The sequence below is a fragment of the Rathayibacter sp. VKM Ac-2927 genome, assembly GCF_022815525.1.
Taxonomy (GTDB): Bacteria; Actinomycetota; Actinomycetes; order Actinomycetales; family Microbacteriaceae; genus Rathayibacter; species Rathayibacter festucae.
In genome coordinates, this window is the sequence record NZ_JALGRT010000001.1 from 207,273 (window position 1) to 233,086 (window position 25,814).

Sequence of the window (25,814 nt, forward strand, 5' to 3'; positions counted from 1 at the left end):
CAGGAGCCGGGCCCGCGCGTCGGGACCATTGAGCATAACCGACCGCGCTGAGGGCGGACGGGACGGAGGGACCGGAGCCGCTCAGGCTCCGAGGCGGGTGAGCGCCTCGGCGGCGGGCAGCTGCTCGCGCTCGCCGGTGCGCCGATCCCAGAGCTCGACGATGCCGTCGGCGGCGCTGCGGCCGGCGATGACGATCAGCGGCACGCCGATCAGCTCGGCGTCGCCGAACTTGACGCCCGGCGAGACCTTGGGCCGGTCGTCGATCAGCACGTCGCGGCCCGCGGCCTCGAGCGAGGCGCCGACGGACTCCGCGAGCGCGAGCGCCGCCGGGTCCTTGCCGGTCGCGATCACGTGCACGTCGAACGGCGCGACGTTCTCGGGCCAGATCAGCCCGCGGTCGTCGTGGTTGCTCTCGGCGATGATCGCGAGGATCCGGGTCACGCCGATGCCGTAGGAGCCCATGGTGACCGTGACGAGCTTGCCGTTCTCGTCGAGGACCTTGAGGCCGAGGACATCCGCGTACTTGCGGCCGAGCTGGAAGACGTGGCCGATCTCCATGCCGCGGGCGGTCTCGATCGGGCCGGAGCCGTCGGGAGCGGGGTCGCCGCTGCGGACGTCGGCCACCTCGACGCCGCCGTCGCCGGAGAAGTCGCGGCCGGAGACGAGGTCGAGCACGTGCTTCCCGGCGATGTTCGCCCCGGTGATCCAGGAGGTGCCCTCGACGACGCGGGGGTCGAGCAGGAAGCGGATGCCGCTCGCGGACTCCTCCCCCAGGACGGCGCCCTCGGCCGACCACGGGCCGATGTAGCCCTTGACCAGCGCGGGGTGCTTCGCGAAGTCCTCCTCGGTCGCGGCCTCGACCTCGGCGGGGGCGAAGGCGACCTCGGCGCGCTTGAGGTCGACGTCCCGGTCGCCGGGCAGCCCGACGACGACGAGCTCGCGGGTCCCGTCGAGCGCGGTCAGCGCGAGGACGACGTTCTTGAGCGTGTCGCCGGCGGTCCAGGCGCGGCCGTCGGCGCGCGGCTCCTGGGCGTTGGCGAGGTCGACGAGCGACTGGATGGTCGGGGTGCCGGGCGAGTCGAAGACGCGCGCCTCGGCGAGTCCGTCCACGGGCAGCGCCTCGGGCACGGGCGTCCGGTACGCCTCGACGTTGGCCGCGTAGCCGCCGGCCGAGCGCACGAAGGTGTCCTCGCCGACCGGGGTCGGGTGCAGGAACTCCTCGCTGCGCGAGCCGCCCATCGCGCCGGCGTCCGCCTGCACGATCACGTACTCGAGGCCGAGGCGCGCGAAGATCCGCTCGTACGCGTCGCGCTGCACCTGGTAGCTCGCGTCGAGACCGGCGTCGGTGTAGTCGAAGGAGTAGGCGTCCTTCATGGTGAACTCGCGGCCGCGCAGGAGGCCGGCGCGGGGGCGCGCCTCGTCGCGGTACTTGTCCTGGATCTGGTAGAGCGAGAGCGGCAGGTCCTTGTAGGACGAGTAGAGGTCCTTGACCAGGAGGGTGAAGAACTCCTCGTGGGTCGGCGCCAGCATGTAGTCCGCGTCCTTGCGGTCCTTCAGGCGGAAGACGCCGTCGCCGTACTCGGTCCAGCGGCCGGAGAGCTCGTAGGGCTCGCGGGGCAGCAGCCCGGGGAAGTGGACCTCCTGCGCACCGGCGGCCGCCATCTCGGCGTGGATGATCGCCTCGATGCGGCGCTTCACCTTCAGACCGAGGGGCAGCCAGGCGAAGACGCCGGGGGCCTGACGGCGGATGTAGCCGGCCCGGACCAGGAGGCGGTGGCTCGCGACCTCGGCGTCGGCCGGATCCTCTCGGAGGGTGCGGACGAACAGGTGCGAGAGACGGGTAACCACGAGGGACGATCCTATCCGGAGTCCGCGGCGGGCTGTCCCGCGCGGTCCGGGATGGCGGCGGACCGGGCGCGTGCCGGTCCGCCGCCCGCGGTCACTTCGAGACGACGACCACCGGGGAGCCGGTCGAGGTGTCGTCGGCGGGCATCTCGGCGGCCAGGCGGTTGGCCTCCTCGATGAGCGTCTTGACGATCTCGGACTCGGGGACGGTCTTGATGACCTCGCCCTTGACGAAGATCTGGCCCTTGCCGTTGCCGGAGGCGACGCCGAGGTCGGCCTCGCGGGCCTCGCCCGGTCCGTTGACGACGCAGCCCATGACGGCCACGCGGAGCGGGACGCTCATGCCCTCGAGGCCGGCGGTCACGTCGTTGGCGAGCGTGTAGACGTCGACCTGCGCGCGGCCGCAGCTCGGGCAGGAGACGATCTCGAGCTTGCGCTCGCGGAGGTTGAGCGACTGCAGGATCTGCAGGCCGACCTTGACCTCCTGCGCGGGCGGAGCGGAGAGCGAGACGCGGATGGTGTCGCCGATGCCCTCGCCGAGCAGGATGCCGAACGCCGTCGCCGACTTGATCGTGCCCTGGAACTCGGGGCCGGCCTCAGTGACGCCGAGGTGCAGCGGCCAGTCGCCGCGCTCGGCGAGCTGGCGGTAGGCCTGGACCATGATCACCGGGTCGTTGTGCTTGACCGAGATCTTGAAGTCGTGGAAGTCGTGCTCCTCGAAGAGGCTCGCCTCCCAGACGGCGCTCTCGACGAGCGCCTCGGGGGTGGCCTTGCCGTACTTCTGCAGCAGGCTGGGCTCGAGCGAGCCCGCGTTGACGCCGATGCGGATGGAGACGCCCGCGGCCTTCGCGGCGGCGGCGATCTTGCCGACCTGGTCGTCGAACTTGCGGATGTTGCCCGGGTTCACCCGGACGGCCGCGCAGCCCGCGTCGATCGCGGCGTAGACGTAGTTCGGCTGGAAGTGGATGTCCGCGATGACCGGGATCTGGCTCTTCTTCGCGATGATCGGCAGCGCCTCCGCGTCGTCGCGGCTCGGCACGGCGACGCGCACGATGTCGCAGCCGGAGGCGGTCAGCTCGGCGATCTGCTGGAGCGTCGCGTTGATGTTCGTGGTCGGAGTGGTGCACATCGACTGCACGCTGACCGGGGCGTCGCCGCCGACCAGCACCTTCCCGACCTTGATCTGACGGGTCTTCCGGCGGGGGGCGAGGGTCACGGGGACCTTGGGCAAACCCAGATTCACAGCAGGCACGAGCCCCATCGTACGCGCGCCGCGCGGCCGGACGCCGCCGCTCCCCCGGTTCCCAGGTCCCGCCGATCTCCGCCGTCCGCGCCACGCCTTCCTCGACCGGATTCCGGAACCGCCGCCGTCCGATCTGCAGGAGATCCCCGGCAGATAGCGTGCGCACCCCCGTCCCCGCGAGCAGCCTCCGGCACATCTCCTGCACATCGAACCGAGCTCAGCCGGCCGGGCCGGAGTCTGCGCCACGTGGAAGGCGAACGCGCGAATCGCGTGCCAGCGATTCGCGATAGCCGTCCGCAACACGCTCCTCCCCACGCCACCCGTCGCAAAGCCGACTGCGGCGAGCCGGGCAGGGACCGGCGCCACCTCCAAGGCGAATGCGCGAATCGCGTGCCAGCGATTCGCGCTAGCCGACCGCAACCCGCTCCTCTCAACACCACCCGTCGCAAAGCCGACTGCGGCGAGCCGGGCAGGGACCGGCTCGCAAGACAGCTCAGAACAGCGTGATCGGCTTGACGATGTCCGCGTAGATCAGCAGCGCGCTCATGCCGCCGAGGAGCAGGACGACCGCGTAGGTCAGCGGGAGGAGCTTGGCGATGTCGACGGGGCCGGGGTCGCGGCGGCCGAAGAGCTTGGCGATGCGGCGGCGCAGGCCCTCCCAGAGGGCGCCGGCGATGTGGCCGCCGTCCATGGGGAGGAGGGGGACGAGGTTGAAGACGAAGAGCGCGACGTTGAGGGAGGCGAGGACGCCGACCATCGTCTGCACTTTGGAGACGACGGGCAGCTGGTCGGAGGCGGCGATCTCGCCGGCGATGCGGCCGACGCCGACGACGCTGATCGGTCCGTTGGCGTCACGGGCCTCGGTGCCGAAGGCGGCCTGCGCGACGTCGATGAGGCGCTGCGGCAGGTTGAGGATGACCCCCGCGACGCTCCTGATGTTCTCGCCGACGGTGCCGGGGACCGCGGTGATCGGCTGCTGCACGAGGGCCTGGGTCGGCGAGATGCCGATGAAGCCGACGGTCTGCGTCTCGACCGCGCCGGAGGAGTCGAGCACCGCGTTGCCCGCGGCGTCGGTGACGGCCACCTCGTTCTCGGCCGGGGTGATGGTCAGGGTGAGGGGCTGCCCGTCGCGCTCGACGGCGACGCTGAGCGGCACGCCGGCGGACGCGCGGATGATCGGGGTGAGGTCGTTCCAGGAGGAGACGGGCGTGCCGTCGATCGCGGTGATCGTGTCGCCGGGCAGGATGCCGGCCGCGGCGCCGGGCGCGAGCGGGTCGTCGGCGGAGCAGCTCTCGGTGGTGGTGTCGCTCGCCGGGACCACGCACTGCGAGACGGTGGAGATGGTCGACGTGTTCTGGGCGACGCCGATGCCGCAGAGCAGCACCGCGAAGAGGACGGTGGCGATCACGAGGTTCATGAACGGGCCGCCGAACATCACGATCACGCGCTTCCAGACCGCGAGCCGGTAGAAGGCGCGGTGGTCCTCGCCCTCGCCGATGGTCTCGGCGCTGGCGGCGCGGGCCTCGTCGATCATGGTCGCGTAGCCGCCGCGGCGGGGCTCGGGGTCGGGCGCCGACTCGTTGCCATTCAGCCCGTTGAAGAAGCCCGTGCTCGACTCGCCGACGCGGTCGCCCGGGTGCTTGGGCGGGTACATCCCGATCATCGCGATGTAGCCGCCGAGGGGCAGCGCCTTGACGCCGTACTCCGTCTCGCCGCGGCGGACGGAGAAGACCGTCCGGCCGAAGCCGATCATGTACTGCGTGACCTTGACCCCGAAGAGCTTCGCCGGAACGAGGTGTCCGACCTCGTGCAGCGCGATCGACAGGGCGACGCCCACGGCGATGATGACGACGCCGAGGACGAAGAGCAGCACGGATTCCACTCGGTCACTGTAGGCCGCGGGGTGACCCCTCGGCTGGAGAGGCGCTGGAGGATCGCGATGAGGGCGCGATCAGCCCGTCGCGCTCAGGCGGCGGCGATCCGCGCGTCCGCCGTGCGGCGCGCCCAGGCCTCGGCCTCGGCCAGCGACTCGCGGGTCAGCTCGCCGTCCACGGTGTGCGCGTCGACGACGGCCTCGACCGTCGCGAGGATGTCCAGGTAGCCGATCCGACCGGCGTGGAACGCCTGCACGGCCTGCTCGTTCGCGGCGTTGAAGACGGCCGGGTACGACGCCCCCGCGACTCCGACCTTCTTCGCGAGCCGGACGGAGGGGAACGCCTCCTCGTCGAGCGGCTCGAACGTCCAGGACTGCGCGCGGGTCCAGTCCAGCGGGACGCCGACGCCGGCGACGCGGTGCGGCCAGTCGAGGCCGAGCGAGATCGGCAGTCGCATGTCGGGCGGCGAGGCCTGGGCGATCGTGGAGCCGTCGACGAACTCGACCATCGAGTGGACGATCGACTGCGGGTGCACGGTGACGTCGATCCGGTCGTAGGGCACGTCGAAAAGCAGGTGCGCCTCGATGACCTCGAGGCCCTTGTTGACGAGCGTCGAGGAGTTGGTCGTGACGACCAGGCCCATGTCCCAGGTCGGGTGCGCGAGCGCCTCCGCCGGGGTGACGTCGCGGAGGGAGGCGCGGTCGCGCCCCCGGAAGGGACCGCCCGACGCGGTGAGCACCAGCCGGCGGACCTCGCGGTGCTCCCCAGCGAGCAGCGCCTGCGCGATCGCCGAGTGCTCGGAGTCGACGGGCACGATCTGGCCGGGAGCGGCGAGCGAGGTGACCAGCTCGCCGCCGACGATCAGCGACTCCTTGTTCGCGAGGGCGAGGGTGCGGCCCTCCTCGAGCGCCGCGAGCGTCGGGCCGAGGCCGACCGAGCCGGTGATGCCGTTCAGGACGACGTCCGCGTCGACCGAGCGGATCAGCTGTTCGGCCTCCGCGGCGCCGAAGGCGGTGTGCTCGACGCCGAAGTCGCGTGCCTGCCGGGCGACGACCTCTCGGTTGGATCCGGCGCCCAGGCCGACCACCTCGAAGCGGTCGCGGTTCGCGCCGATGACGTCGAGGGCCTGCGTGCCGATGGACCCGGTCGAGCCGAGGATGATGACCCTGCGCATCCGCCCATCCTGGCACGGCGGCCCTCGGCCCTCCCGGGTGCGGAGCCCCACCGGGTCAGCTCACCGCGAGGATGTCCACCACGAAGACGAGGGTGTCCGTGCCGCTGATGCCCGCGTTCGCGTTGCCCGCCTCGCCGTAGCCCTTGTCCGGCGGGATGACCACGAGCACCTGCGAGCCGACGGTCTGGCCGACCACCGCCTCCTTGAAGCCCTCGATCACGTCGCCCGTGCCGAAGGACGCGGGCGTGCCCTTGCCCCAGCTCTGGTCGAAGACCTCGCCGGTGCCCCAGACCACGCCCTGGTACTGGACGATCAGCGAGTCGCCGTCGGCCACGGTCTGCCCGTCGCCCTTCTTGAGCACCTCGAGCTGCAGCTCGGCCGGCGGGTCGGTCGCGGGGATCGTCACCGTCGGGGCGCCGTCCTCGGCGAGCGCCACCGTCGGCAGCCCGTCGACCGGGGCCTGCGGCTCGCCGGTCGCGGCCGAGGGGACGATGCCCTCGACGTCGATGACCATCACGATGGAGTCGTCCGCGGCGATCCCGAGGTCGGTGCTGCCGGCGTCGCCGAACGCGTCGGCGGGCGGGACGACCGCGACGACGCGCGATCCCACGGTGGCGCAGTTGACCGCCTTCACCAGGCCGGCCAGGTACTGCTCGGTGTCGACCTCGAAGGCCGCGCGGCCCCCGGAGGCGTAGCTGCTCGCCGAGAACTCCGCTCCGCTCGTGCCGTTGTACAGGGTGTAGTCGACGAGGACGGTGTCGCCCTCGGCGACCGTCTCGCCGGTGCCGTCGATGACGGTGGTGCCCTCGGTCGCGTCGACGCTCATCGGGGTGGGGAAGACGGTGACCGGCTTGGTCCCGAAGTCGCCCGCCGCGTCCACCGCCTCGGACGCGTCTCCGGAGGAGATGCAGGAGAGCGGAGTCGGGCTCGCACTCGGGGTCGCCTCGGGGGTGCCGGGGGTGCCCGGCGTGCAGGCCGCGAGGCCGAGGGAGGCGCCGAGGACGGCGAGGATCGCGAGGGTTCTGCGCACGGGTGCACCTTTCCTGCCCAACAGGGAGCGGGACGACGTCGGGGGGATCGGTCCATCCTGCGGGCTGCGCCTCTGCCCCGGCTGAACGATCCCTCCACGGCGCTCACCCGGTCGCGCCGCCCCGGAGCGTCCCCGGCCCCCTCCCCGGGAGCCGCGCCTAGCATGGAGGAATGCGTGAATTCTCGGTCCCCCAGTCCCGCGCGCTCGTCACCGAGCTCCCCGGCCCCCGCTCGATCGCGCTGCAGGAGCGCCGCGTCGCCAGCGTCTCCCGCGGCGCCGGAACCCTCGCCAACATCTACATGGATCACGCCTCGGGCGCCGTCCTGGTCGACGTCGACGGCAACCGCCTGATCGACCTCGGCTGCGGCATCGGCGTCACCACCATCGGCCACGCGCACCCCGCGGTCGCGGCCGCCGCCGCCGCGCAGGCGGAGAAGCTGACCCACACCCTCTTCACCGTGACCCCGTACGAGAACTACGTGCGGGTCGCCGAGAAGCTCGCCGAGATCACCCCCGGCGACTTCGAGAAGCACTCGATCCTCGTCAACTCCGGCGCCGAGGCGGTCGAGAACGCGGTCAAGATCGCGCGCAAGCACACCGGCCGCCGCGCGATCGCCTCGCTCGACCACGCCTTCCACGGCCGCACCAACCTCACGATGGCGATGACCTACCGCCCCTGGCCCGAGCGCGCCGGCATGGGCCCGTTCCCCGGTGAGATCTACAGCCTCCCGATGAGCTACCCCTTCCGCGACCCCGAGGGCATGACGGGCGAGGAGGCGGCCGAGCGCTCGATCGACTACATCCGCACCCACATCGGCGCCGAGGAGCTGGCGGCGCTGTTCGTCGAGCCGATCCAGGGCGACGGCGGCATCATCATCCCGGCGGCCGGCTACTTCGAGCGGCTGTCGGAGTTCTGCACCGAGAACGGCATCGTCTTCGTCGCCGACGAGATCCAGGCCGGCATCGCCCGGACCGGCGCCTGGTACTCGATCGAGCACTTCGGCGTCGTCCCGGACCTCATCACCTCCGCCAAGGGCATCGCCGGCGGCTTCCCGCTCGCCGCGGTCACCGGCCGCGCGGAGATCATGGACGCCGTGCAGCCCGGCGGCATCGGCGGCACCTTCGGCGGCAACCCCGTCTCGACCGCGGCCGCGCTCGCCACCTTCGAGGCGATCGAGTCCGAGGGGCTCATCGCCGAGGCGCAGCGCGTCGAGCGCGCCCTGCAGGCCCGCATCGGCGACTGGGCCGAGCGCTTCGCCGTCGTCGGCGAGGTCCGCGGCAAGGGCGCGATGTTCGGCGTCGAGCTCGTGCACCCCGGCACGAAGAAGCAGAACCCGGAGGCGCTCTCCGCCGTCCTCAAGCACGTCACGACGAACGGCGTCATCGCCCTGGACGCCGGCAGCTGGGACAGCGTCCTGCGCATCATGCCGAGCGTGGTCATCAGCGAGGAGCTGATCGACGACGCGGCCGGTGTCATCGAGGAGGCGCTCGCCACCTTCGGCTGAGTCACTCCCTCTGCGTCGACCTGCGGGCCGCTCCTCGTCACGAGGGGCGGCCCGCGGTCGTCCGCCCCGGCCCGCGAGAAGGGCCTCGGCGGAGCGGTCGGCGGAGCATGACCCGAGCGGCATGCACCCGCCGGTAGCGTCGGGCGAATGCCGACCGACGACGCTCCCGCACCGCCGACACCCCCGGGGATCGGCGTCTCCGCGCGCGTGGCCCGCTTCACGATGAGCCGCCTCGGCCGGATGATCTACCGCCCGATCGTCGAGGGCCGCGACAACGTCCCGCGCACCGGCCGGGTCATCCTCGCCAGCAACCACCTGTCGTTCATCGACTCCCCCGTCCTGACCCTGCTGGCGCCGCGGCCGGTGCAGTTCCTCGCGAAGGCCGACTACTTCACCGGCACCGGCGCACGCGGCGCCGCGTCGCGCTCGTTCTTCACGGCGGTCGGAGCGGTGCCCGTCGAGCGCGGCGCCGGCCAGGCCGCGCAGGAGGCCCTCGACCTCGGCCGCGCGATCCTCGAGCGCGACGAGGCGTTCGCCGTCTACCCCGAGGGCACGCGCTCGCGCGACGGCCGCCTCTACCGCGGCCGCACCGGAGTGGCGTGGCTCGCCCTCACCACCGGCGCACCGGTCGTGCCGGTCGGGCTGGTCGGCACGCAGGAGCTGCAGCCCGTCGGCTCGAGGATCCCCCGTCTGCACCGGATCACGGTGCGCTTCGGCGATCCGCTCGACCTCTCCCGGCACGGCTCGGCCGACTCGGGACGCGCGCGCCGGCACGCGACCGACGAGGTGATGACCGCGATCCACGCGCTCTCGGGCCAGGAGGCCGCGGGCGTCTACAACGAGTCGCCGCCGGTCACCACGGTCGAGAGGATCCGGCGGGCGCTGCCGCACGAGCGGCGCTGACCGCTCCGGTCGCGGCTGCCCGAGCGCGCCCGGATCAGTGCGCGTCGGCCGCCGAGGTCTGCGGCTCGTGCCCCACGGGGAAGTTCACCGAGTTCGCGATGAAGCACAGCCGGGAGGCCTCGCCGTGCAGCGACTGCGCGAGCTCGACCATCGACTCGTGCGCGACGCGGACCCGCGGCCGGAGGGTCACCGAGACGAAGCGCCCGCCCTCGCCCTCCTGCACCATCCGCCCGGCGGCGTCGTCGACGTACTCGGTCACGACGACGCCGTTCTTCACCGCGACGTGCAGGAACGAGAGCAGGTGGCACTGCGCGAGGGAGGCGAGCAGCAGCTGCTCGGGGTTCCAGCGGTCCGGGTCGCCGCGGAAGGGCTTGTCGGCCGAGCCGAGGATCGGCGGTGGGCCCTCGGCGACGAGGACGTTCTGGCGCCCGTAGTCCCGGTAGCCGCTGGTGCCGGTGCCGCGATTGCCCTCCCAGACGACGGATACGGAGTAATCGTGCTCCGCTTGCATCGGAATCCTCCTTCTCGGCCGTGGTTCAGGCCGGTCTCGACGGTCTGGACCCCTGCTCCTCCGAGGCCCGCGGGTACACTCGGGGGACCATGACAGACACGCTCGCCCCCCAGGTTCCCACGTCGGCCGTCCCCCAGGAGCGTCGCGTCGCGACCGAGATCCCGGGGCCGCGATCGAGGGCCCTGCACGAGCGCCGCCTCGCCGTCGTCCCCACCGGAGTGGGCACCGCGCTCCCCGTCTACATCGACCGCGCGCACGGCGCGATCCTCGTCGATGTCGACGGCAACCAGTTCATCGACCTGGGCGCCGGCATCGGCGTGACGACGATCGGCCACACCGACGACGCGGTCGTCGCCGCCGCCACCGCGCAGCTCGGCCGCCTCACCCACACGCTCTTCACCGTCACGCCCTACGAGCCGTACATCCGCGTCGCGGAGCTGCTCGGCGAGCACACCCCAGGCGACCATGCGAAGAAGACCGTGCTGGTCAACTCCGGCGCCGAGGCCGTCGAGAACGCGGTCAAGATCGCCCGCAAGCACACCGGCCGCCCCGGAGTCGCGGTGCTCGACCACGCCTACCACGGCCGCACGAACCTGACGATGGCGATGAACTTCAAGGCGCTCCCCTACGGACTCGGCTTCGGCCCGTTCGCGAGCGACGTCCACCGCGCGCCGAGCTCGTACCCGTACCACGACGGCCTCTCGGGCGCCGAGGCGGCCGAGCAGACGATCTCCTACCTCGAGAAGACGGTCGGCGCGTCCGCGCTGGCCTGCCTCGTCGTCGAGCCCGTCCAGGGCGAGGGCGGCTTCATGGTCCCGGCGCAGGGCTTCCTGCCCGCGCTGCAGGAGTGGTGCACCGCGAACGGCATCGTCTTCGTCGCCGACGAGATCCAGTCGGGCATGGCCCGCACCGGCGCCTGGTTCGCCAGCGAGCACTTCGGCCTCGTCCCGGATCTGGTGCTCTCGGCCAAGGGCATCGCGGGCGGCCTGCCGCTCGCCGGCGTCACCGGCCGCGCCGAGATCATGGACTCCGCGCAGGCCGGCGGCCTCGGCGGCACCTTCGGCGGCAACCCCGTCGCAGCGGCCGCGGCGGTCGCCGTCTTCGAGCGGATCGAGCAGGACGGCCTCCTCGCCGAGGCCGACCGGATCGGCGCCCGCCTCGGTGCCGCGCTGCACGCCCTGCAGGAGCGCTACGACATCATCGGCGACGTGCGCGGCATCGGCGCGATGATGGCGATCGAGCTCGTCGAGCCGGGGACCGCGCAGACGACCAAGCGGCCGAACACCGCGGCGGTCGGCGCGATCATCGACTACGCCGCGAAGCACGGCGTGCTCGTGCTCAGCGCCGGCACCTACGGCAACGTGGTGCGCTTCCTCCCCAGCCTCGCCCTCACGGACGAGCTGCTGGACGAGGCCGTCGCCGTCCTCGGCGAGGCGTTCGCGACCCTCTGAGCCCCGCCCCCACCGACGACGGCCCGGCCCCTCCGCTCAGGAGGCGCCGGGCCGTCGGGCAAGATGGGGGGATGTCCGCAGGTACCTTCACCCTCGCCGAGTCCGTCGAACTGGCGGTGGTCGAGCGCTCCGGCTTCGTCGAGTCGCGCCACGCCGGATCGGCCGTGCTCCTCGACTCCGACGGCCGCGTGGCCCGCACCCTGGGCACCCCGACGGCGCCGGTCCTCCCCCGCTCCTGCCTGAAGCCCTTCCAGGCCCTCGCCGTGATGACCGCCGGCGTCGAGCTGAGCGGGGCGGAGGCGGTGATCGCGACCGCGAGCCACGCCGGCATCCCGCAGCACGTCGCCCTGGTGCAGAACCTGCTCTTCCGCGCGGGCCTCGACCACACCGCCCTGCAGTGCCCGGCCGACTGGCCGAGCGACTCGGCCTCGCGCACCAAGCTGCTGCGCGCCGGCGCGAGCGCGGACCCGCTCTACATGAACTGCTCCGGCAAGCACGCGGCGATGCTGCTCGCCTGCGTGCAGAACGGCTGGAGCACCGACGACTACCTCGAGCGCTCGCACCCGCTGCAGCAGCACATCGTGGACACGATCGAGCGCCTGACCGGCGAGCGGATCGCCGGCTCGGCCGTCGACGGCTGCGGCGCACCGGTGCACGCACTGCCGCTGACCGCGCTGGCGAAGGGGATCTCGCGGATCGTCTCCTCCTCCCCCGCCTCGCCGTTCGGGCTCTACCGGCAGGCGGGCGTGCTCACCGAGGCGATCCTCGAGAACGCATGGGCGCTGGACGGGCCGGGTCGCGACAACACCGTCGTGATCGAGCGGCTCGGCCTGGTCGCGAAGCTCGGCGCGGAGGGAGTGCTCGTGATGGCCTCGCCCGACGGAACGACGGTCGCGCTGAAGATCCTCGACGGCAGCCTGCGCGCCGCCACGGTGGTCGCGCTCAAGCTGCTGGTGGAGGCGGGCACCGTGGACCGCACGGCGGCGAACGAGGTGCTGGTGCGGCTCAACCCGGTGGTCACCGGCGGCGGCAAGCCGGTCGGCGCGGTCCGCGCCTCCTACGTCTGAGGCGCCGGGGCGCCGCCGGAGCGGCCGGTCGCGCCGCTACTGCGTGCGCGCCAGCCGCTTCGCCCGGGCCGCCGCCGACACCTGCGTGACGACGACGATGAGGATCGCCAGCACGAACACCGCCGACGCGATCACATTCGCCTCGGCGGGGATGCCGCGGGCCGCCGCGATGTAGATGTACTTCGGGAACGTGGTGACGGACCCGGAGTTGAAGTTCGTGATGATGAAGTCGTCGAAGCTCAGCGCGAACGAGAGCAGAGCCGCCGCCAGGATGCCGGGCAGCAGCAGCGGGAAGGTGATCCGCCAGAAGACCTGGGCCGGTGAGGCGTAGAGGTCGCGCCCCGCCTCCTCGAGTCGCGGGTCGAGGCTCGCGACGCGCGCCTTCACCGTCACCACGACGAAGCTGATGCAGAACATCGTGTGCGCCAGGATGATCGTGACGAGGCCCTTCTCGGTGCCGAGCGCGAGGAACTGGGCGGCGAGTCCGGCGCCGAGAACCACCTCTGGGGTGGCCATCGGCAGGAACAGCAGCAGGCTGATCGCCGAGCGGAACCGGAAGCGGAACCGCACGAGTGCGATGGCGATCATCGTCCCGAGTGCGGTGGCCAGCACCGTCGCGACGACGCCGACCAGCAGGCTGTTGCCGAACGCCGTCATCACCTCCTCGCTCGTCCAGGCCGAGACCCACTTGTCGAAGGTGAAGCCCCGCCAGGCGAGGTTGCTCTTGCCCGAGTCGTTGAATGAGTAGACGAAGGTGTAGCCGATCGGGATCAGCAGGAAGATCAGCGCGAGGGCGGTGTAGATCCCGAGCCCGAGGCCCTTGAAGCGGCGCGGGCCTCGCACCGGCGCGGGAGCGGGTGCCCCCAGCGCCTCCTGGGCGCTCGCGACGGGGCGGTCGGCGGTGGCGGTCACAGGAGGTCCTCCGTTCCACTGCGCTTCACGTAGAAGCCGACGATGACCAGGATCACGGCCATCAGCACGATCGAGAGCGCGGCCGCGGCCGGATAGTTCTCGAGGGTGAGGAAGTTCGCCTCGATCGCGTTGCCCACCATCGAGGTCTGCGACGAGCCGAGGAAGTCCCGGCTCGCATTGATGTAGTCGCCCGCGGCCGGGATGAAGGTGAGCAGCGTGCCCGAGACGATGCCGGGCATCGAGAGCGGCACCGTGACCTTCCAGAACACCGAGGCGGGGTGCGCGTAGAGGTCGGAGCCGGCCTCGAGCAGCCGGGTGTCCAGCCGCTCGAGCGTCGTGTACAGCGGCAGGGTCATGAAGGGGATGAAGTTGTAGGTGATGCCGAAGACGACGGCGATCGGAGTCCCCGTGAGGTGGCCGTCGGAGGGCAGGATCGCGACGGTCTTGAGCGCCTGCACGAGCGGGCTCTCGTCGGCGAGGATCTGCTTCCAGGCCAGGGTGCGGAGCAGGAAGCTGATGAAGAACGGGGCGATCACCAGCGTCAGCAGCAGGTTCTGCAGCAGCGGCCACGGCCGCGCCTTCACCCCGATGAAGTAGGCGAGCGGGTAGCTGATGACGAGCGCGAGCACCGTGGCGATCAGCGCGTAGCCGAAGGAGCGGATCGCGTGCGGCCAGTAGTCGGCCATCACGACGAGGTAGTTCTGCCAGGCGAAGCCCGGCGCGTACTCGCCGATGTCCCCGTCCGGCACCTCGACCTGGAACGAGGTCAGCACGAGCGAGATCAGCGGCGTCAGGAAGAAGAGCAGCATGTAGACGATGCCCGGCAGCAGGAGCACCAGGGCGATCGTCGACCGCCGGCGGACCGGCGGATCGAGCGTGTCGGCAGAGCCGGTCGCGAACGCGGCGAAGGCCATGCCTACGCCCCTCCGGAGCGTCCGGCGAGCAGCCCGCGCTTCTGCAGGGCGATCGAGCGGGTGGAGTCGTCGGCGGCGAAGCGGGGCACGGTGCCCGGCTCGTCGGCCAGACCGAAGCCGTGCTCGATGCTCCAGCTGACCCAGACCTGCGCGCCCTCGCCGACGACCGGCCCGAAGACCATGTTCTGGGCGAAGACGACGATCGAGCCGAGCGTCGGGATCTCGATCGTGTACTGCGTGCTGACGCCGCTGAAGGAGACGTCGACGACGCGCCCCGGGCCCAGCACGTTGCGGTCCGGCGAGTCGGCCGGCGCCTCCGTGAGCAGCTGGAGCTTCTCGGGGCGGACGCCGATGGTCATCTCCCCGGACTCGCGAGCGGCACGGGCGGTGGGCACGACGATCCGGGCGTCACCGGCCGCGATCGTCAGCGCGGTGGCGGTCGAGCCGACGACCTCGCCGGTGAAGAGGTTCGACTGGCCGAGGAAGTTCGCGACGAAGACGGTGCGCGGGAGCTCGTAGAGCGCCTCGGGGGCGCCCATCTGCTCGATCCGGCCCTTGTTCATCACGGCGACGGTGTCGGCCATGGTCATGGCCTCCTCCTGGTCGTGCGTGACGTGCAGGAAGGTGAGGCCGACCTCCTCCTGGATCGACTTCAGCTCGAGCTGCATCTGGCGGCGGAGCTTGAGGTCGAGCGCGCCGAGCGGCTCGTCGAGGAGCAGGAGCGCGGGGCGGTTGACGATGGCCCGGGCGAGGGCCACCCGCTGCTGCTGCCCGCCCGAGAGCTGAGCCGGGCGGCGCTGGGCGAGGTGGTCGAGCTCGACCAGCCGGAGCGCCTCGTGCGCCTTGCCCACCGGGTCGTCGATCCGCCGGCGCTTGAGACCGAAGGCGACGTTCTCGAGGATCGACATGTGCGGGAACAGCGCGTACGACTGGAAGACCGTGTTGACGGGGCGCTGGAACGTCTTGGTGGCCGTCACGTCCTTCCCGCCGATGAGGATCCGGCCGGCGCTGGGCTCCTCGAGGCCCGCGACGAGCCGCAGGGTGGTCGTCTTCCCGCAGCCCGAGGGTCCGAGCAGGGCGAAGAACGAGCCCGCGGGGATCGTGAGATCCAGCGAGTCGATGGCGGTGAAGCCCGGGTACTGCTTGCTGATCCCGACCAGCTCGAGGTCGGCGCCGCGCTCGGCGAAGGTTCCCATCGCCATCAGATGCCCAGCAGCACTTTCTGGAACTCGGCCTGGTAGTCCTTCTCCTCGTCCGCGGTGAGCGTCCGGAAGATGTGGGACTGCGCGAGCGTGTCCTCGTCGGGGAAGATCAGCTGGTTCTCGGCCAGCTCCGGGTCGATGCTCTCCATGGCGTCCTTCGCTCCGTCGACGGGGGTGATGTAGTTGACCCAGGCGGCCACCTCGGCGGCGACCTCCGGCTCGTAGTAGTAGTTCATCAGCGCTTCCGCGTTGGCCTTGCGCTGGGAGCCCATCGGCACGACGAAGGTGTCGTTCCACAGGGTGCCGCCGGAGTCGGGGAGCGCGAACTCCCACTTGTCGCCGGCCTCGGTGTTGATCAGCGTGATGTCGCCCGACCAGCAGATCGCCGCGAGGGTGTCCTCGTTCTGCAGGTCGTTCAGGTACGCGTTGCCCTTGATGTTGCGGATCTGGCCCTCGTCGACCTGCTTCCGGAAGACGTCGATCGCGTTCATGAACTCGTCGTCCCCCCAGGAGCCGGCGATGTCGGTGCCCTGGGCGAGCATGATCAGCCCGATGGTGTCGCGCATCTCGCTGAGCACGCCCACCCGGCCGCGCAGTGCCGGGTCCCAGAGGTCCTCGACGCTCGCGAGTCCGTTCGGCAGCTTCTCCTTGTTCCAGCAGATCCCGGCGAAGCCGGCCTGGAACGGGAGGGAGCGGTGGCGGCCCGGATCGAAGTCCGGGTTCGCGAGCGAGGGGGTGAGGTTCGCGATGTTCGGGATGTTCGCGTGGTCGAGCTCCTGGATGTAGCCGCGCCGGGCCAGCCGAGAGACCATCCACTCGGTCAGGCAGACGGTGTCGGCGCCGATGTACTGGCCGAGCGCGAGCTGGTCCTTGACCTTGCCGTAGTAGGAGTTGTTGTCGTCGACCGCGACGTTGTAGGTGACGGAGATGCCGGACTGCTCCTCGAACGCCGTCAGCGTCGGGTAGCCGCCGTCGTCGTCCTCGTCGAGGTAGGCCGGCCAGTTGTCCCAGACCAGTCTCGGATCGGAGGCGGACTCGTCGACCGCGGCGGTGGGGGCGGCCCGCGAGACCGGGGCGCAGCCGGCGAGCGCCAGCGCGCCGACGCCGAGCCCGAGGCCGCCGAGGACCGCGCGCCGCGAGAGCATCGCGCGCCGCTCCCGCTCGCGGGATCGTGCGACGGCGATGGCCTCGCGGAGGACGGGGTCCCTCGGGAGAGGACGGGTCATGGCTGCGGCTCCTGACTGCGTCGGTGCTCGGGCCCACCGGCGTGAACGTGGGGAAATACTGGCACAGTGCTCGGACGTCTGTCGATGACGGACGGAGGAGATCGGTGATCTGGAAACATGATTGTCACGAAATCCGCGCTCCGAGGGCTCTCCGACCACGGATTCCTCCTGTTCGGAGCCGATGGTCAGGACACCGGGGCGTCCGGCCAGCGCGCACGACGAAGACGGTCGTCCACCAGGAGCAGCACCCTGTCGCCCGCGCAGAGAGGTGCCGGCGGGAGCGGGCCCAGCACGACCCGCGCCTCGGCCGGGGGGAGGTCGAGCACGACGGGCGCACCTGCGCGGAGGCGGGCGAGGAGCGCCCTCGCCACGGACCACTCCGCGACCGACCCGAGGATCGCCGCCCCGGCCGGAGGCAGCCCGTCCGCCACCACCGGGACCGGGAGCGCGGGGACACCGGCCGCGGTGAGCCTCGCCCGCAACGCCCCCGCGCGGTTCGTCAGGACGGCGGTGGGCTCCTCACCCGTCGGCACGACCGGCACGGCCGCCGGACGCCTGCCCGACGGCGACGGCGGCGGCGCGAAGACCTGGATCCGCTCCCCGCGCCACCAGCCGCCGCCCGGGGGCAGGTCGCCGCGGTACGGCTCGCCGTGCAGCGCGAGCAGCTGGTGCTCCTGCCGGTGTGCGGCGCGCAGCAGCAGGACGTCGTCGAAGGAGTCCCGGAGACCGGCGAGACCGTCGGTCGCCCGGCGGGCGGTGGCGACGATCGGCTCCCCGCCGGAGCGGAGCGCCGTCTGCAGGGCGTCGAGGAGTCGCCGGCGCTCGTCCTCGGTGCAGCGTCGCAGCAGCAGATCCAGGTCGTCGAGCAGGAGCGGACCGGACGGCCCCTCCTCGGCGACGATCGCGTCCCAGGCCCCCTCGGCGTCGAGCGGGCCGACCGTGCGAGCGCCGCCGAGCTGCGCGGCGACCGTGCGGAGCGCGCCGCTGCGACCGGAGCCCGCTGCTCCGAGGACGAGGAGGGAGCGGTGATCGAGGTGGACGACGTCCTGGCGCTGCTCGGCCGGGCGGTCGACGACGCCGAGCGCGATCCGGCCCGTCCGCCGGTGCTCCGGCAGGAGGATCCGGTCGGGGAGCGGGTCGAGCCAGGGCCGGTGCGCCGGGGCCGACCCGGCGCCGCTCCGACTCGCCCTGGCGATGTCGTCCTCCTGCGCGAGGGCCGCCTGGATCAGCTGGCCGCGTCCGCCGATCGACACCACGCACCGACCCGCCGAGCGGTGCGGGATCCGCGCGGCGGCGTCCGAGCCGATCAGCGCTCGCGAGTCGGCGGCGTCGTGCACCCGGAGCGCGATCCGGAGACCGCAGTTCGCCGCGACCGCGTCGCGGACGACGCCGACCGGCCGCTGGGTGCAGAGCACGAGGTGGACGCCGAGCGAGCGCCCGCGCGCGGCGATGTCGGCGAAGGTGCGGTGCAGCTCCGGTGCGCGCTCCAGCACGACCGCGCACTCGTCGACGACGACGACCAGCCGCGCGAGCACACCGGGTGCCAGCCGGGCGATGTCCGGGACGCCGCGCTCGGCGAGGACCACCTCGCGACGGCGCAGCTCGGCGGCGATGCTGGTGAAGGCGCGGAGAGCCCCCTCGGCGTCGAGATCGGTGATCACCCCGGTCACGTGCGGGAGGGGCCGGAGCGCGCTGAATCCCGCGCCGCCCTTGAAGTCCGCGAGCAGGAACGTCACGGCGGTCGGCGGGTGCCGGATCGCCAGCCCCACGACCCAGGCGATCAGGAGCTCGCTCTTGCCGCTCCCCGTCGTCCCGCCGACGACGGCGTGCGGTCCGTCGCGGACCAGATCGATCTCGATCGGGCCGCTCGGCGTCCGCCCCAGCAGCACCGGGAGGCCGGTGCCGTCCTCGGGTCCGTCCCGGCCACCGAGGTCGGAGAGCAGCACGATCCCCGGGAGCTCCGCCGGTCCTGCGCCGCGGGCGGCGGCGAGCGACTCGGCGTAGCCGCGCGCCTGCTCCGCAGCCACGAAGTCGACGACCAGCGGCTCCGTGGTGCCGGGCCCTCTCCGGCCGACGACGCTCGCGACGCCGGCTCCGCCGAGCTGCACGATGCAGCGGCACCGCTTCGGCAGCTCGGCCGCCGTGCCGGCGAGGGCGAGGACGGCGTCCGCCTCGGTCGCCGCGTCCTCCTCCAGGACGGCGAGGGTGAGCGGCGCGCCGACCGACCGCGTGTGCGGGAGAGCGCGGAGGCAGCGCCAGCCGGTTCCGGCCGGCAGTTCGATGCGGAGGGCTTCCGGCGCGACGAGCTCCGCGATCTGCACCAGGAGCCCCCGCACCAGCGCGCGGGTGAGGACGGCGGGGCCGACGACGCCGATCCCCGAGGACATCGCTGTCAGCAGCACCTCCCCGTCCTCCCACGCGCCCTCCCCTGTTCCCCTCGCCCGACCGAGCACGACCTCGAGTCCCTCCGCCGGCCGGCGCCAGCGGGCGTCCGCCGGGACGCGCTGCTCGAGGACCTCGAGCGGGAGCGGCGACGCGCGGCGGAGGGCGGCGAGCTCCTCCGCCCGCGCCTTGGCCGTCGCGACGGTGTGCTCCGCGAGCTCCCGGGAGTAGCGCTCCGCCTCCCGCCGCGCGGTGCGGCGGCGGAGTCGGCCCGCGTCGAGGAAGGAGGCGAGCGCGACCACGGGCCCGAGAGCGGCGAGGGCCATCGTGTACGGCGACGAGGTCAGCGCGTACAGCACGAGGGACGACACCACCGGAGTCAGCGCCGCGATCCACGGGAACGGCGGCCGCGGCGGCGTGCTCGGCGGAGTGGGCGGCAGGAGCCGTGCCCGGGGGTGCTGGATCGTCATCCGACCAGCGAAGCGGACGCCGGCCGCGCGCGGTGGGTCAGCGGGTGATCGGTGGACGGTTCGAGGCTGTGGAGGAGCCGTCTACCCGTTCCACCGCCATCTCCACCGCGGACAGCAGGAGCCTGCTGCCGATCTTCGCGCGGTAGCGGCGGCCCGCCTCGAGCGGGAGCGGGGCCTGCGTCGGCGCGACCAGCACGGTGCCGTTGGCCGACCAGCGATCGCTGACCCACAGGCCGCCCTCGTCGAAGCCGAACTCGAGGTGCGTCTTCGACAGCGAGCGCGTCGGATCGGGGACCGCGAGGATGTGCCGGAAGGTCTCGCCCGCATCCGGCAGCGGCTGACGGCCGATGAGACCGCTGCCGGTGACGATGGCGTGCTGCCCGGAGGCGAAGATCAGCTTCACGAGCCCCTGACTCGGCGGCGCCATGGGCGCCCCGGGAGCGGGCCGCCGGTGCCGGCCCGGTGCGAGACCGGGGAGCCAGGCACGGCGCGAGGGGTCGAGGACGGTGGTGTCGCCGGTCGACGCGGGGCGGGAGGCGCCGGGAGTCGCGTGCGAGGCCACCGAGGTGCCGCACTCTCCGCAGAGGATCGCCCCGGGATCGAGGGTGGAGCCACACGTGCTGCAGATCACCGAGACCACCCCTCCTCGACCCATGCTACCCGGGGCTCCGGCGGGCCTCCCGGGTCCTCGATCAGTCGCTCTCGCCGGTGACGGCGAGCACGTCGACGACGATCACCGTCACGTTGTCGCGTCCGCCGTTGCCGAGCGCCGCCTCGACCAGTCCGTCGGCGGCGTCCTGGGCCGTCTCCGCGGTGGAGAGCACGTGCTCGAGGCCCGCGTCCGTGAGCTCCTTGGTCAGGCCGTCCGAGCAGATCAGCAGCCGCGACGGGGCGATGACGGGAACCAGGCGGTAGTCGGGGACGGGCGGCTCGTGGAAGCCGACCGCCCTGGTGATCACGTTGCTGTGGGGGTGCACGTCGGCCTCGTCCCGGGTGATCAGGCCGGCATCGACGAGCTCCTGGACGATCGAGTGGTCGACCGTCAGCTGGACCAGGGCGCCCTGGACGCAGAGGTAGACGCGCGAGTCGCCGATGTTGAAGACGGACCAGTAGGGCTCGCCGCCCACGGCGGTCAGTGCCGCTCCGGTGACGGTGGTCCCGGTTCCGCCGTCGGCGGTGCGCGACTGGCGGGCGATGTCGTCCACGGCCTCACGGAGTGCGCGGTCGATCTCCTCCGCTCCCACGGTGCTGCCGGTCGCGGCGAGGGAGAGCCGGGACACGACGGCGTCGCTCGCCACCTCTCCGGCCGCATGACCGCCCATCCCGTCGGCGACGGCGAAGAGCGGTGTCTTCGCGAGGTAGCTGTCCTCGTTGGCGCTGCGCACCAGGCCAACCTCGGTGCGCGCCGCCCAGCCGAGGGTGACCTCCGCGGAGGGCGTGTCCGAGGACCAGGCCGAGACGGGGACGGTCACCGACGCTCGGCTGCGGCCGATCTGCGTCATCGCGTCTCCTCGCCTCCGCCGGCTCCGCGCATGCGGGCCGATCCCTCCGATGCTAGCGGCTGTGCGAGCACGGGAGACGCCCGCTCGGCGGCGCTCCGCAGCGCCCCCGCGGAGGACCGGACCGACCGTCCTCCGCGTGGGCGAGAGCGCTTCCGCGACAGTGGATTCCGTCATCCGGGACGCCTCGCCGATGCGGATTCACTTGCCGGGCCCCGACGAGGCTGCCAGGATCATCGCATGAGCCCCTCCCGCCCTCCTGCGCCGCGCCCGCTCCAGCTCGACGACGTGTCCAAGGCGATCATCGAGCAGCTGCAGGCCGACGGCCGGCGCTCCTACGCCGAGATCGGCAAGGCGGTGGGGCTCAGCGAGGCGGCCGTCCGCCAGCGGGTGCAGAAGCTGACCGAGTCGGGCGTGATGCAGATCGTCGCCGTGACCGACCCGATGCAGCTCGGCTTCTACCGGCAGGCGATGATCGGGGTCCGCGTCACCGGGGACACCAGGGTGGTCGCGGACAGCCTCGCGGCGATCCCCGCCGTGGACTACGTGGTGCTGACGGCCGGCACCTTCGACATCCTCGCCGAGGTCGTCTGCGAGAACGACGACGACCTGATCGCCCTGCTCAACCAGGAGATCCGGTCGCTCCCGGGGGTGCTCTCCACCGAGACCTTCGTCTATCTGAAACTCCACAAGCAGTTCTACAACTGGGGAACGCGGTAACCGATGACCACAGAGACAGCATTCTCGAGCCAGGGCCTCGCGTCCGGCGATCCGGTGAAGGGCGAGGACGCCCCGGCCGGCTTCGACGACGCCGCGCTGCAGAAGAAGGCCAAGGACCACCTCTGGATGCACTTCACCCGGCAGTCGGTGATGGACTCCGGCGCGGGGGTCCCCATCATCACCCGGGGTGAGGGCCATCACATCTGGGACAGCACGGGCCGGAAGTACTTCGACGGGCTCTCCGGGCTCTTCGTCGTCAACGCGGGCCACGGCCGGCGTCGGCTCGCGGAGGCCGCGGCCAAGCAGGCGGCCGAGCTCTCGTTCTTCCCGCTCTGGTCGTACGCGACGCCCTCGGCGATCGAGCTCGCCGATCGCCTCGCGGATCACGCACCGGGCGACCTCAACCGCGTGTTCTTCTCGACCGGTGGCGGTGAGGCCGTCGAGACGGCCTTCAAGCTGGCGAAGCACTTCTGGAAGCTCCAGGGCAAGCCCGGCAAGCACAAGGTGATCTCGCGCTCGGTCGCCTACCACGGCACCCCGCAGGGCGCCCTGGCGATCACCGGCATCCCGGCGATGAAGGCGATGTTCGAGCCGATCGTGCCCGGCGGTTTCCGCGTGCCGAACACCAACTTCTACCGCGCGCCCCAGCACGGCGACGACCTGGAGGCCTTCGGCGTCTGGGCCGCGGACCGCATCGAGGAGATGATCGAGTTCGAGGGCCCCGAGACGGTCGCCGCCGTCTTCCTCGAGCCGGTGCAGAACTCCGGTGGCTGCTTCCCCCCGCCGCACGGCTACTTCCAGCGGGTGCGCGAGATCTGCGACCGGCACGACGTGCTCCTCGTCTCGGACGAGGTGATCTGCGCCTTCGGGCGGATCGGCCACATGTTCGCCTGCGACGAGTACGGCTACGTGCCGGACATGATCACCTGCGCGAAGGGCATGACCAGCGGCTACTCCCCCATCGGCGCCACCATCGTCAGCGACCGCATCTACGAGCCCTTCCGGCACGGCGAGGTCTCCTTCCCGCACGGCTACACCTTCGGCGGGCACCCTGTCTCGGCCGCGGTCGCGCTGGAGAACCTCGACATCTTCGAGGAGGAGAAGCTCAACGAGAACGTGCGGGAGAACTCGCCGCTCTTCCGCTCCACGCTCGAGAAGCTGCTCGACCTGCCGATCGTCGGCGACGTCCGCGGCGCGGGCTACTTCTTCGGGATCGAGCTGGTCAAGGACAAGACGACCAAGGAGACCTTCAACGCGGAGGAGTCGGAGCGCCTGCTCCGCGGCTTCCTCTCGAAGGCGCTGTTCGACGCCGGCCTGTACTGCCGGGCGGACGACCGCGGCGACCCCGTCGTGCAGCTCGCACCGCCGCTCACCATCGGACCGAAGGAGTTCGACGAGATCGAGCAGATCCTGCGCTCCGTGCTGACGGAGGCCTGGGCGCGACTCTGACGTGCTCGTGCGCGCCGCCGGAGGGACTGGCGGCGCGCACGAGCACGCCGGACGCGCCTCACGCGGCACGGCGCCCCTCGACGGCCCACGGGCACGGCTCGCCGCCCTCGAGAGCGGCTGCGAGGATCCGCGAGTCGTGATCGTGCGGGTCGAGGCGGACCGCCTCCCGCGCGAGGAGCGCCGCTGAGCGGATCGACCCCGACGACCAGTGGAGCGTGGCGAGCAGGACCAGCAGCGGTCCCCGCTCGGTCCCCGGCGCCGCCGCGGCCGCGTGCGCGACGAGCCCGATGACGGACGGCGCAGCGGCGCGGTCGGGAGAGGCGACGAGTCGGATCACCCGCTCCCGCCCTTCCCGCCGTTGCGCGCCGACGATGAGCGCGGCGAGCGCGTGGGTCCGCGGCTGCCAGGGACGACCCGCGGCCGCGCGCAGCAGAAGGGACTCGACGTCGGCCGTCACCGCCTCGGGGAGACGAGCGCGCGGGTGCCGGTCGAGCAGCGCGTCCACCTCCGCCGCGACCGCGAGCGCCTCCCCTCGGTCGACGGCGGGCAGCAGTTCCGCCGAGGGGGTCTCGCCGGACGTCCCGCGGACCGTCGTTCCGCTGCCCGGTCGGCGCGGGCGGCGCGGGCCGGCGGGGACGAGCACCTCCACGGCGATTCCGAGCTCCTGCGCTCGACTGCTCAGCGCGCCGATCAGCGCACCGGCGGACGGAACGCGTCGGCCGCAGGAGAACAGCACGATCACCAGGCACTCCACGCGCCCGAAGCGCCCGAGGGCCCCGATCCAGACCCGTGCTGCTCGTGTCGGATCGCCGACAGCGAGGTCGAAGCGGAGGGCGCCGGTGGGCGTGCCGCACCTCAGCGGGACGAGGACGACGCTCTCGTGCGGCGGATGCCCGAGCAGGCGAGGGATCGCCGCGAGGACGGCGCTGTGATCGACGGGACGGACCGGAGGGGATGCAGTGGATGTCATGCGGCAACGGTGGCGGGCCCTGCGTCGCTGCGGGGCGGGGCCCTCGGCGACCGGAAGACAGATCGCCGGAACGCCACCTGTGGAGGACGCCGGCCGACCGCGCCCGGACGTGCGCCCGGTGGGTGGATCTCGATACGCCCGCTCCGCGGACTACTCGATCAGCAGGGAGGCCCAACGCTCCGAAGTCAGCACATGCTTGCTGGTCGAGTAGCCCCGCAGGGGCGTATCGAGACCCGCCCACCGTCAGCACGGCGGGACTGCGAGGTCGGTGGATCTCGACGCGTCCGTTGCGTCCTCCACAGGCCGCCGAGCTGCGGAGCCGTCCACCGATGTCCGATTCCCGCCGGTCGCCCGCGTGGGCCGCGGCTACTCTCGTGGCATGAGAACGACTCCCCTGCACGTGCGCCGCACCGTCAGCCCCCTCGGCCGGATCGAGGTCGGCAGCGACGGCGAGTCGATCGTCTCGCTCGCGATCGAGAACGGCGGAACCCTCCCGCACGACCACCTGGCCGACAGCTCGCTCCCCGTCCTCTGCACCGCGGTCGACCAGCTCGACGCGTACTTCGCCGGCGAGCGGCGCACCTTCGACCTGCCGCTGCTGCTCCGTGGAACGCCCTTCCAGCTGGAGATCTGGGGAGCGCTCCAGGGGATCGGCTTCGGCGAGATCACCTCCTACGGTGCCCTCGGGCAGGCGACGGGACGGCTCCGCTCCGGTCGGCCCATCGGCGGCGCCGTCGGCGCGAACCCGATCCCGATCCTCGTCGGCTGCCACCGTGTGCTGGCCGGAGACGGCCGGATCACCGGCTTCAGTGCCGGCGAGGGCGTCGCCACGAAGGCCTGGCTGCTCGATCACGAGGGGATCGCGCACCGATGACGGCCGAGAACGGGCTGATCACCGACGCGGACGGGACCGTCCGCTGCGGCTGGAGCGGCGACGACGTCGAGTACCGCCGCTACCACGACGAGGAGTGGGGCGTCCCCCTGCACGGAGACCGGCCGCTCTTCGAGAAGATCTGCCTCGAGGGCTTCCAAGCGGGGCTCTCCTGGATCACCATCCTCCGCAAGCGGCCTCGGTTCCGCGAGGTCTTCCACGGCTTCGATCTCGACGTCGTCGCGGCGATGGACGCGGACGACGTGGACCGCCTGATGGACGACGCCGGCATCATTCGCAGCCGCCCCAAGATCCTCGCGACCATCGGCAACGCGCAGGCGGCCGTCACCCTGCGCGAGCGCGACGGCGAGGGCGCGATCGACCGCCTGGTCTGGTCGTTCGAGGAGGACGCCCCGCCCGGCCGGATCGTCCGCCCCGCCGACGTCCCGACCTCCACTCCGGCGTCCCTCGCGCTCTCGAAGGCGCTCCGGAAGGCCGGCTTCCGCTTCGTCGGCGCGACGACCATGTACGCCCTGCTGCAGTCGGCCGGCGTCGTCGACGACCACCTCACCGGGTGCTTCCGCGCCCGCTCCTGA

General features: G+C 72.2%; 22 protein-coding genes. 8 read left to right on the forward strand and 14 right to left on the reverse strand.

Annotation, left to right across the window (positions count from 1 at the left end; genetic code table 11):
* Positions 1-81: 81 nt before the first annotated feature.
* The 5 genes from MT353_RS01010 to MT353_RS01030 form a co-directional block, all read right to left on the reverse strand.
* Entirely contained in the window at positions 82-1,848 is a 1,767-nt protein-coding gene (locus MT353_RS01010; RefSeq protein WP_243623400.1) for a proline--tRNA ligase, read from the reverse strand.
* A gap of 91 nt (positions 1,849-1,939) precedes the next feature.
* Positions 1,940-3,097 carry a flavodoxin-dependent (E)-4-hydroxy-3-methylbut-2-enyl-diphosphate synthase gene (gene ispG, locus MT353_RS01015; RefSeq protein WP_123445529.1) on the reverse strand — a complete coding sequence of 386 codons (1,158 nt, stop codon included), beginning with the start codon at positions 3,095-3,097 and terminating at the stop codon, positions 1,940-1,942.
* Positions 3,098-3,581: 484 nt separating this feature from the next.
* The gene (locus tag MT353_RS01020; protein ID WP_165909009.1) at positions 3,582-4,970 is read right to left on the reverse strand and encodes an RIP metalloprotease; all 1,389 of its coding nucleotides are present in this window, start codon (positions 4,968-4,970) and stop codon (positions 3,582-3,584) included.
* An 83-nt stretch (positions 4,971-5,053) separates the two neighbouring features.
* Entirely contained in the window at positions 5,054-6,136 is a 1,083-nt protein-coding gene (locus MT353_RS01025; protein ID WP_243623402.1) for a 1-deoxy-D-xylulose-5-phosphate reductoisomerase, read from the reverse strand.
* Between the two features lie 55 nt (positions 6,137-6,191).
* Complete coding sequence (locus MT353_RS01030; RefSeq protein ID WP_123445526.1) at positions 6,192-7,166, reverse strand: FKBP-type peptidyl-prolyl cis-trans isomerase; 975 nt, start codon at positions 7,164-7,166, stop codon at positions 6,192-6,194.
* Between the two features lie 170 nt (positions 7,167-7,336).
* On the opposite strand from MT353_RS01030, the gene MT353_RS01035 reads away from it, so the two are divergent.
* Both MT353_RS01035 and MT353_RS01040 read left to right on the forward strand, forming a co-directional pair.
* Positions 7,337-8,671 (forward strand): aminotransferase class III-fold pyridoxal phosphate-dependent enzyme, encoded by a 1,335-nt coding sequence (locus tag MT353_RS01035; RefSeq protein ID WP_123445525.1) that lies wholly within the window; start codon positions 7,337-7,339, stop codon positions 8,669-8,671.
* Between the two features lie 147 nt (positions 8,672-8,818).
* Positions 8,819-9,574, forward strand: coding sequence for a 1-acyl-sn-glycerol-3-phosphate acyltransferase (locus tag MT353_RS01040; RefSeq protein ID WP_123445524.1), 756 nt, complete (start codon positions 8,819-8,821; stop codon positions 9,572-9,574).
* 34 nt (positions 9,575-9,608) lie between these two features.
* Here the strand turns inward: MT353_RS01040 and MT353_RS01045 are convergent, their stop codons facing one another.
* Positions 9,609-10,085, reverse strand: a complete 477-nt coding sequence (locus MT353_RS01045) for an OsmC family protein (protein WP_243623403.1) — start codon at positions 10,083-10,085, stop codon at positions 9,609-9,611.
* An 89-nt stretch (positions 10,086-10,174) separates the two neighbouring features.
* On the opposite strand from MT353_RS01045, the gene gabT reads away from it, so the two are divergent.
* Entirely contained in the window at positions 10,175-11,536 is a 1,362-nt protein-coding gene (gene gabT / locus MT353_RS01050; RefSeq protein WP_159423146.1) for a 4-aminobutyrate--2-oxoglutarate transaminase, read from the forward strand.
* 71 nt (positions 11,537-11,607) lie between these two features.
* Positions 11,608-12,603, forward strand: coding sequence for an asparaginase (locus tag MT353_RS01055; RefSeq protein WP_123702932.1), 996 nt, complete (start codon positions 11,608-11,610; stop codon positions 12,601-12,603).
* A 36-nt stretch (positions 12,604-12,639) separates the two neighbouring features.
* Here MT353_RS01055 and MT353_RS01060 read toward each other — a convergent pair whose 3' ends face one another.
* The 7 genes from MT353_RS01060 to MT353_RS01090 all read right to left on the reverse strand — a co-directional run bounded on the left by MT353_RS01060 (position 12,640) and on the right by MT353_RS01090 (position 21,211).
* A complete protein-coding gene (locus tag MT353_RS01060; RefSeq protein ID WP_243582724.1) occupies positions 12,640-13,407 on the reverse strand; it encodes an ABC transporter permease in 768 nt (255 codons plus the stop codon).
* Between the two features lie 104 nt (positions 13,408-13,511).
* Positions 13,512-14,429, reverse strand: a complete 918-nt coding sequence (locus MT353_RS01065) for an ABC transporter permease (protein ID WP_123732044.1) — start codon at positions 14,427-14,429, stop codon at positions 13,512-13,514.
* 2 nt (positions 14,430-14,431) lie between these two features.
* Complete coding sequence (locus MT353_RS01070) at positions 14,432-15,631, reverse strand: ABC transporter ATP-binding protein (protein WP_123735372.1); 1,200 nt, start codon at positions 15,629-15,631, stop codon at positions 14,432-14,434.
* Entirely contained in the window at positions 15,631-16,857 is a 1,227-nt protein-coding gene (locus MT353_RS01075) for a PotD/PotF family extracellular solute-binding protein (protein ID WP_123445518.1), read from the reverse strand. The genes MT353_RS01070 and MT353_RS01075 overlap by 1 nt, the downstream gene beginning before the upstream one ends.
* 185 nt (positions 16,858-17,042) lie before the next feature.
* Positions 17,043-19,709, reverse strand: a complete 2,667-nt coding sequence (locus tag MT353_RS01080; protein WP_243623404.1) for an FtsK/SpoIIIE domain-containing protein — start codon at positions 19,707-19,709, stop codon at positions 17,043-17,045.
* 37 nt (positions 19,710-19,746) lie between these two features.
* Positions 19,747-20,340: a hypothetical protein gene (locus MT353_RS01085; protein WP_243586517.1), complete on the reverse strand. Its 594-nt coding sequence runs from the start codon at positions 20,338-20,340 to the stop codon at positions 19,747-19,749.
* A 61-nt stretch (positions 20,341-20,401) separates the two neighbouring features.
* Positions 20,402-21,211 (reverse strand): PP2C family serine/threonine-protein phosphatase, encoded by an 810-nt coding sequence (locus MT353_RS01090; RefSeq protein ID WP_123735369.1) that lies wholly within the window; start codon positions 21,209-21,211, stop codon positions 20,402-20,404.
* Between the two features lie 237 nt (positions 21,212-21,448).
* On the opposite strand from MT353_RS01090, the gene MT353_RS01095 reads away from it, so the two are divergent.
* Complete coding sequence (locus tag MT353_RS01095; protein WP_123445514.1) at positions 21,449-21,928, forward strand: Lrp/AsnC family transcriptional regulator; 480 nt, start codon at positions 21,449-21,451, stop codon at positions 21,926-21,928.
* A 126-nt stretch (positions 21,929-22,054) separates the two neighbouring features.
* Positions 22,055-23,377 (forward strand): aspartate aminotransferase family protein, encoded by a 1,323-nt coding sequence (locus tag MT353_RS01100; protein WP_243623759.1) that lies wholly within the window; start codon positions 22,055-22,057, stop codon positions 23,375-23,377.
* 58 nt (positions 23,378-23,435) lie between these two features.
* Here MT353_RS01100 and MT353_RS01105 read toward each other — a convergent pair whose 3' ends face one another.
* Positions 23,436-24,347: a DUF4192 family protein gene (locus tag MT353_RS01105; RefSeq protein WP_243623405.1), complete on the reverse strand. Its 912-nt coding sequence runs from the start codon at positions 24,345-24,347 to the stop codon at positions 23,436-23,438.
* A 379-nt stretch (positions 24,348-24,726) separates the two neighbouring features.
* Between MT353_RS01105 and MT353_RS01110 the strand changes: the two genes are divergently transcribed.
* Positions 24,727-25,221, forward strand: a complete 495-nt coding sequence (locus MT353_RS01110; protein ID WP_243623406.1) for a methylated-DNA--[protein]-cysteine S-methyltransferase — start codon at positions 24,727-24,729, stop codon at positions 25,219-25,221.
* Positions 25,218-25,814, forward strand: coding sequence for a DNA-3-methyladenine glycosylase I (locus tag MT353_RS01115; protein WP_243623407.1), 597 nt, complete (start codon positions 25,218-25,220; stop codon positions 25,812-25,814). The genes MT353_RS01110 and MT353_RS01115 overlap by 4 nt, the downstream gene beginning before the upstream one ends.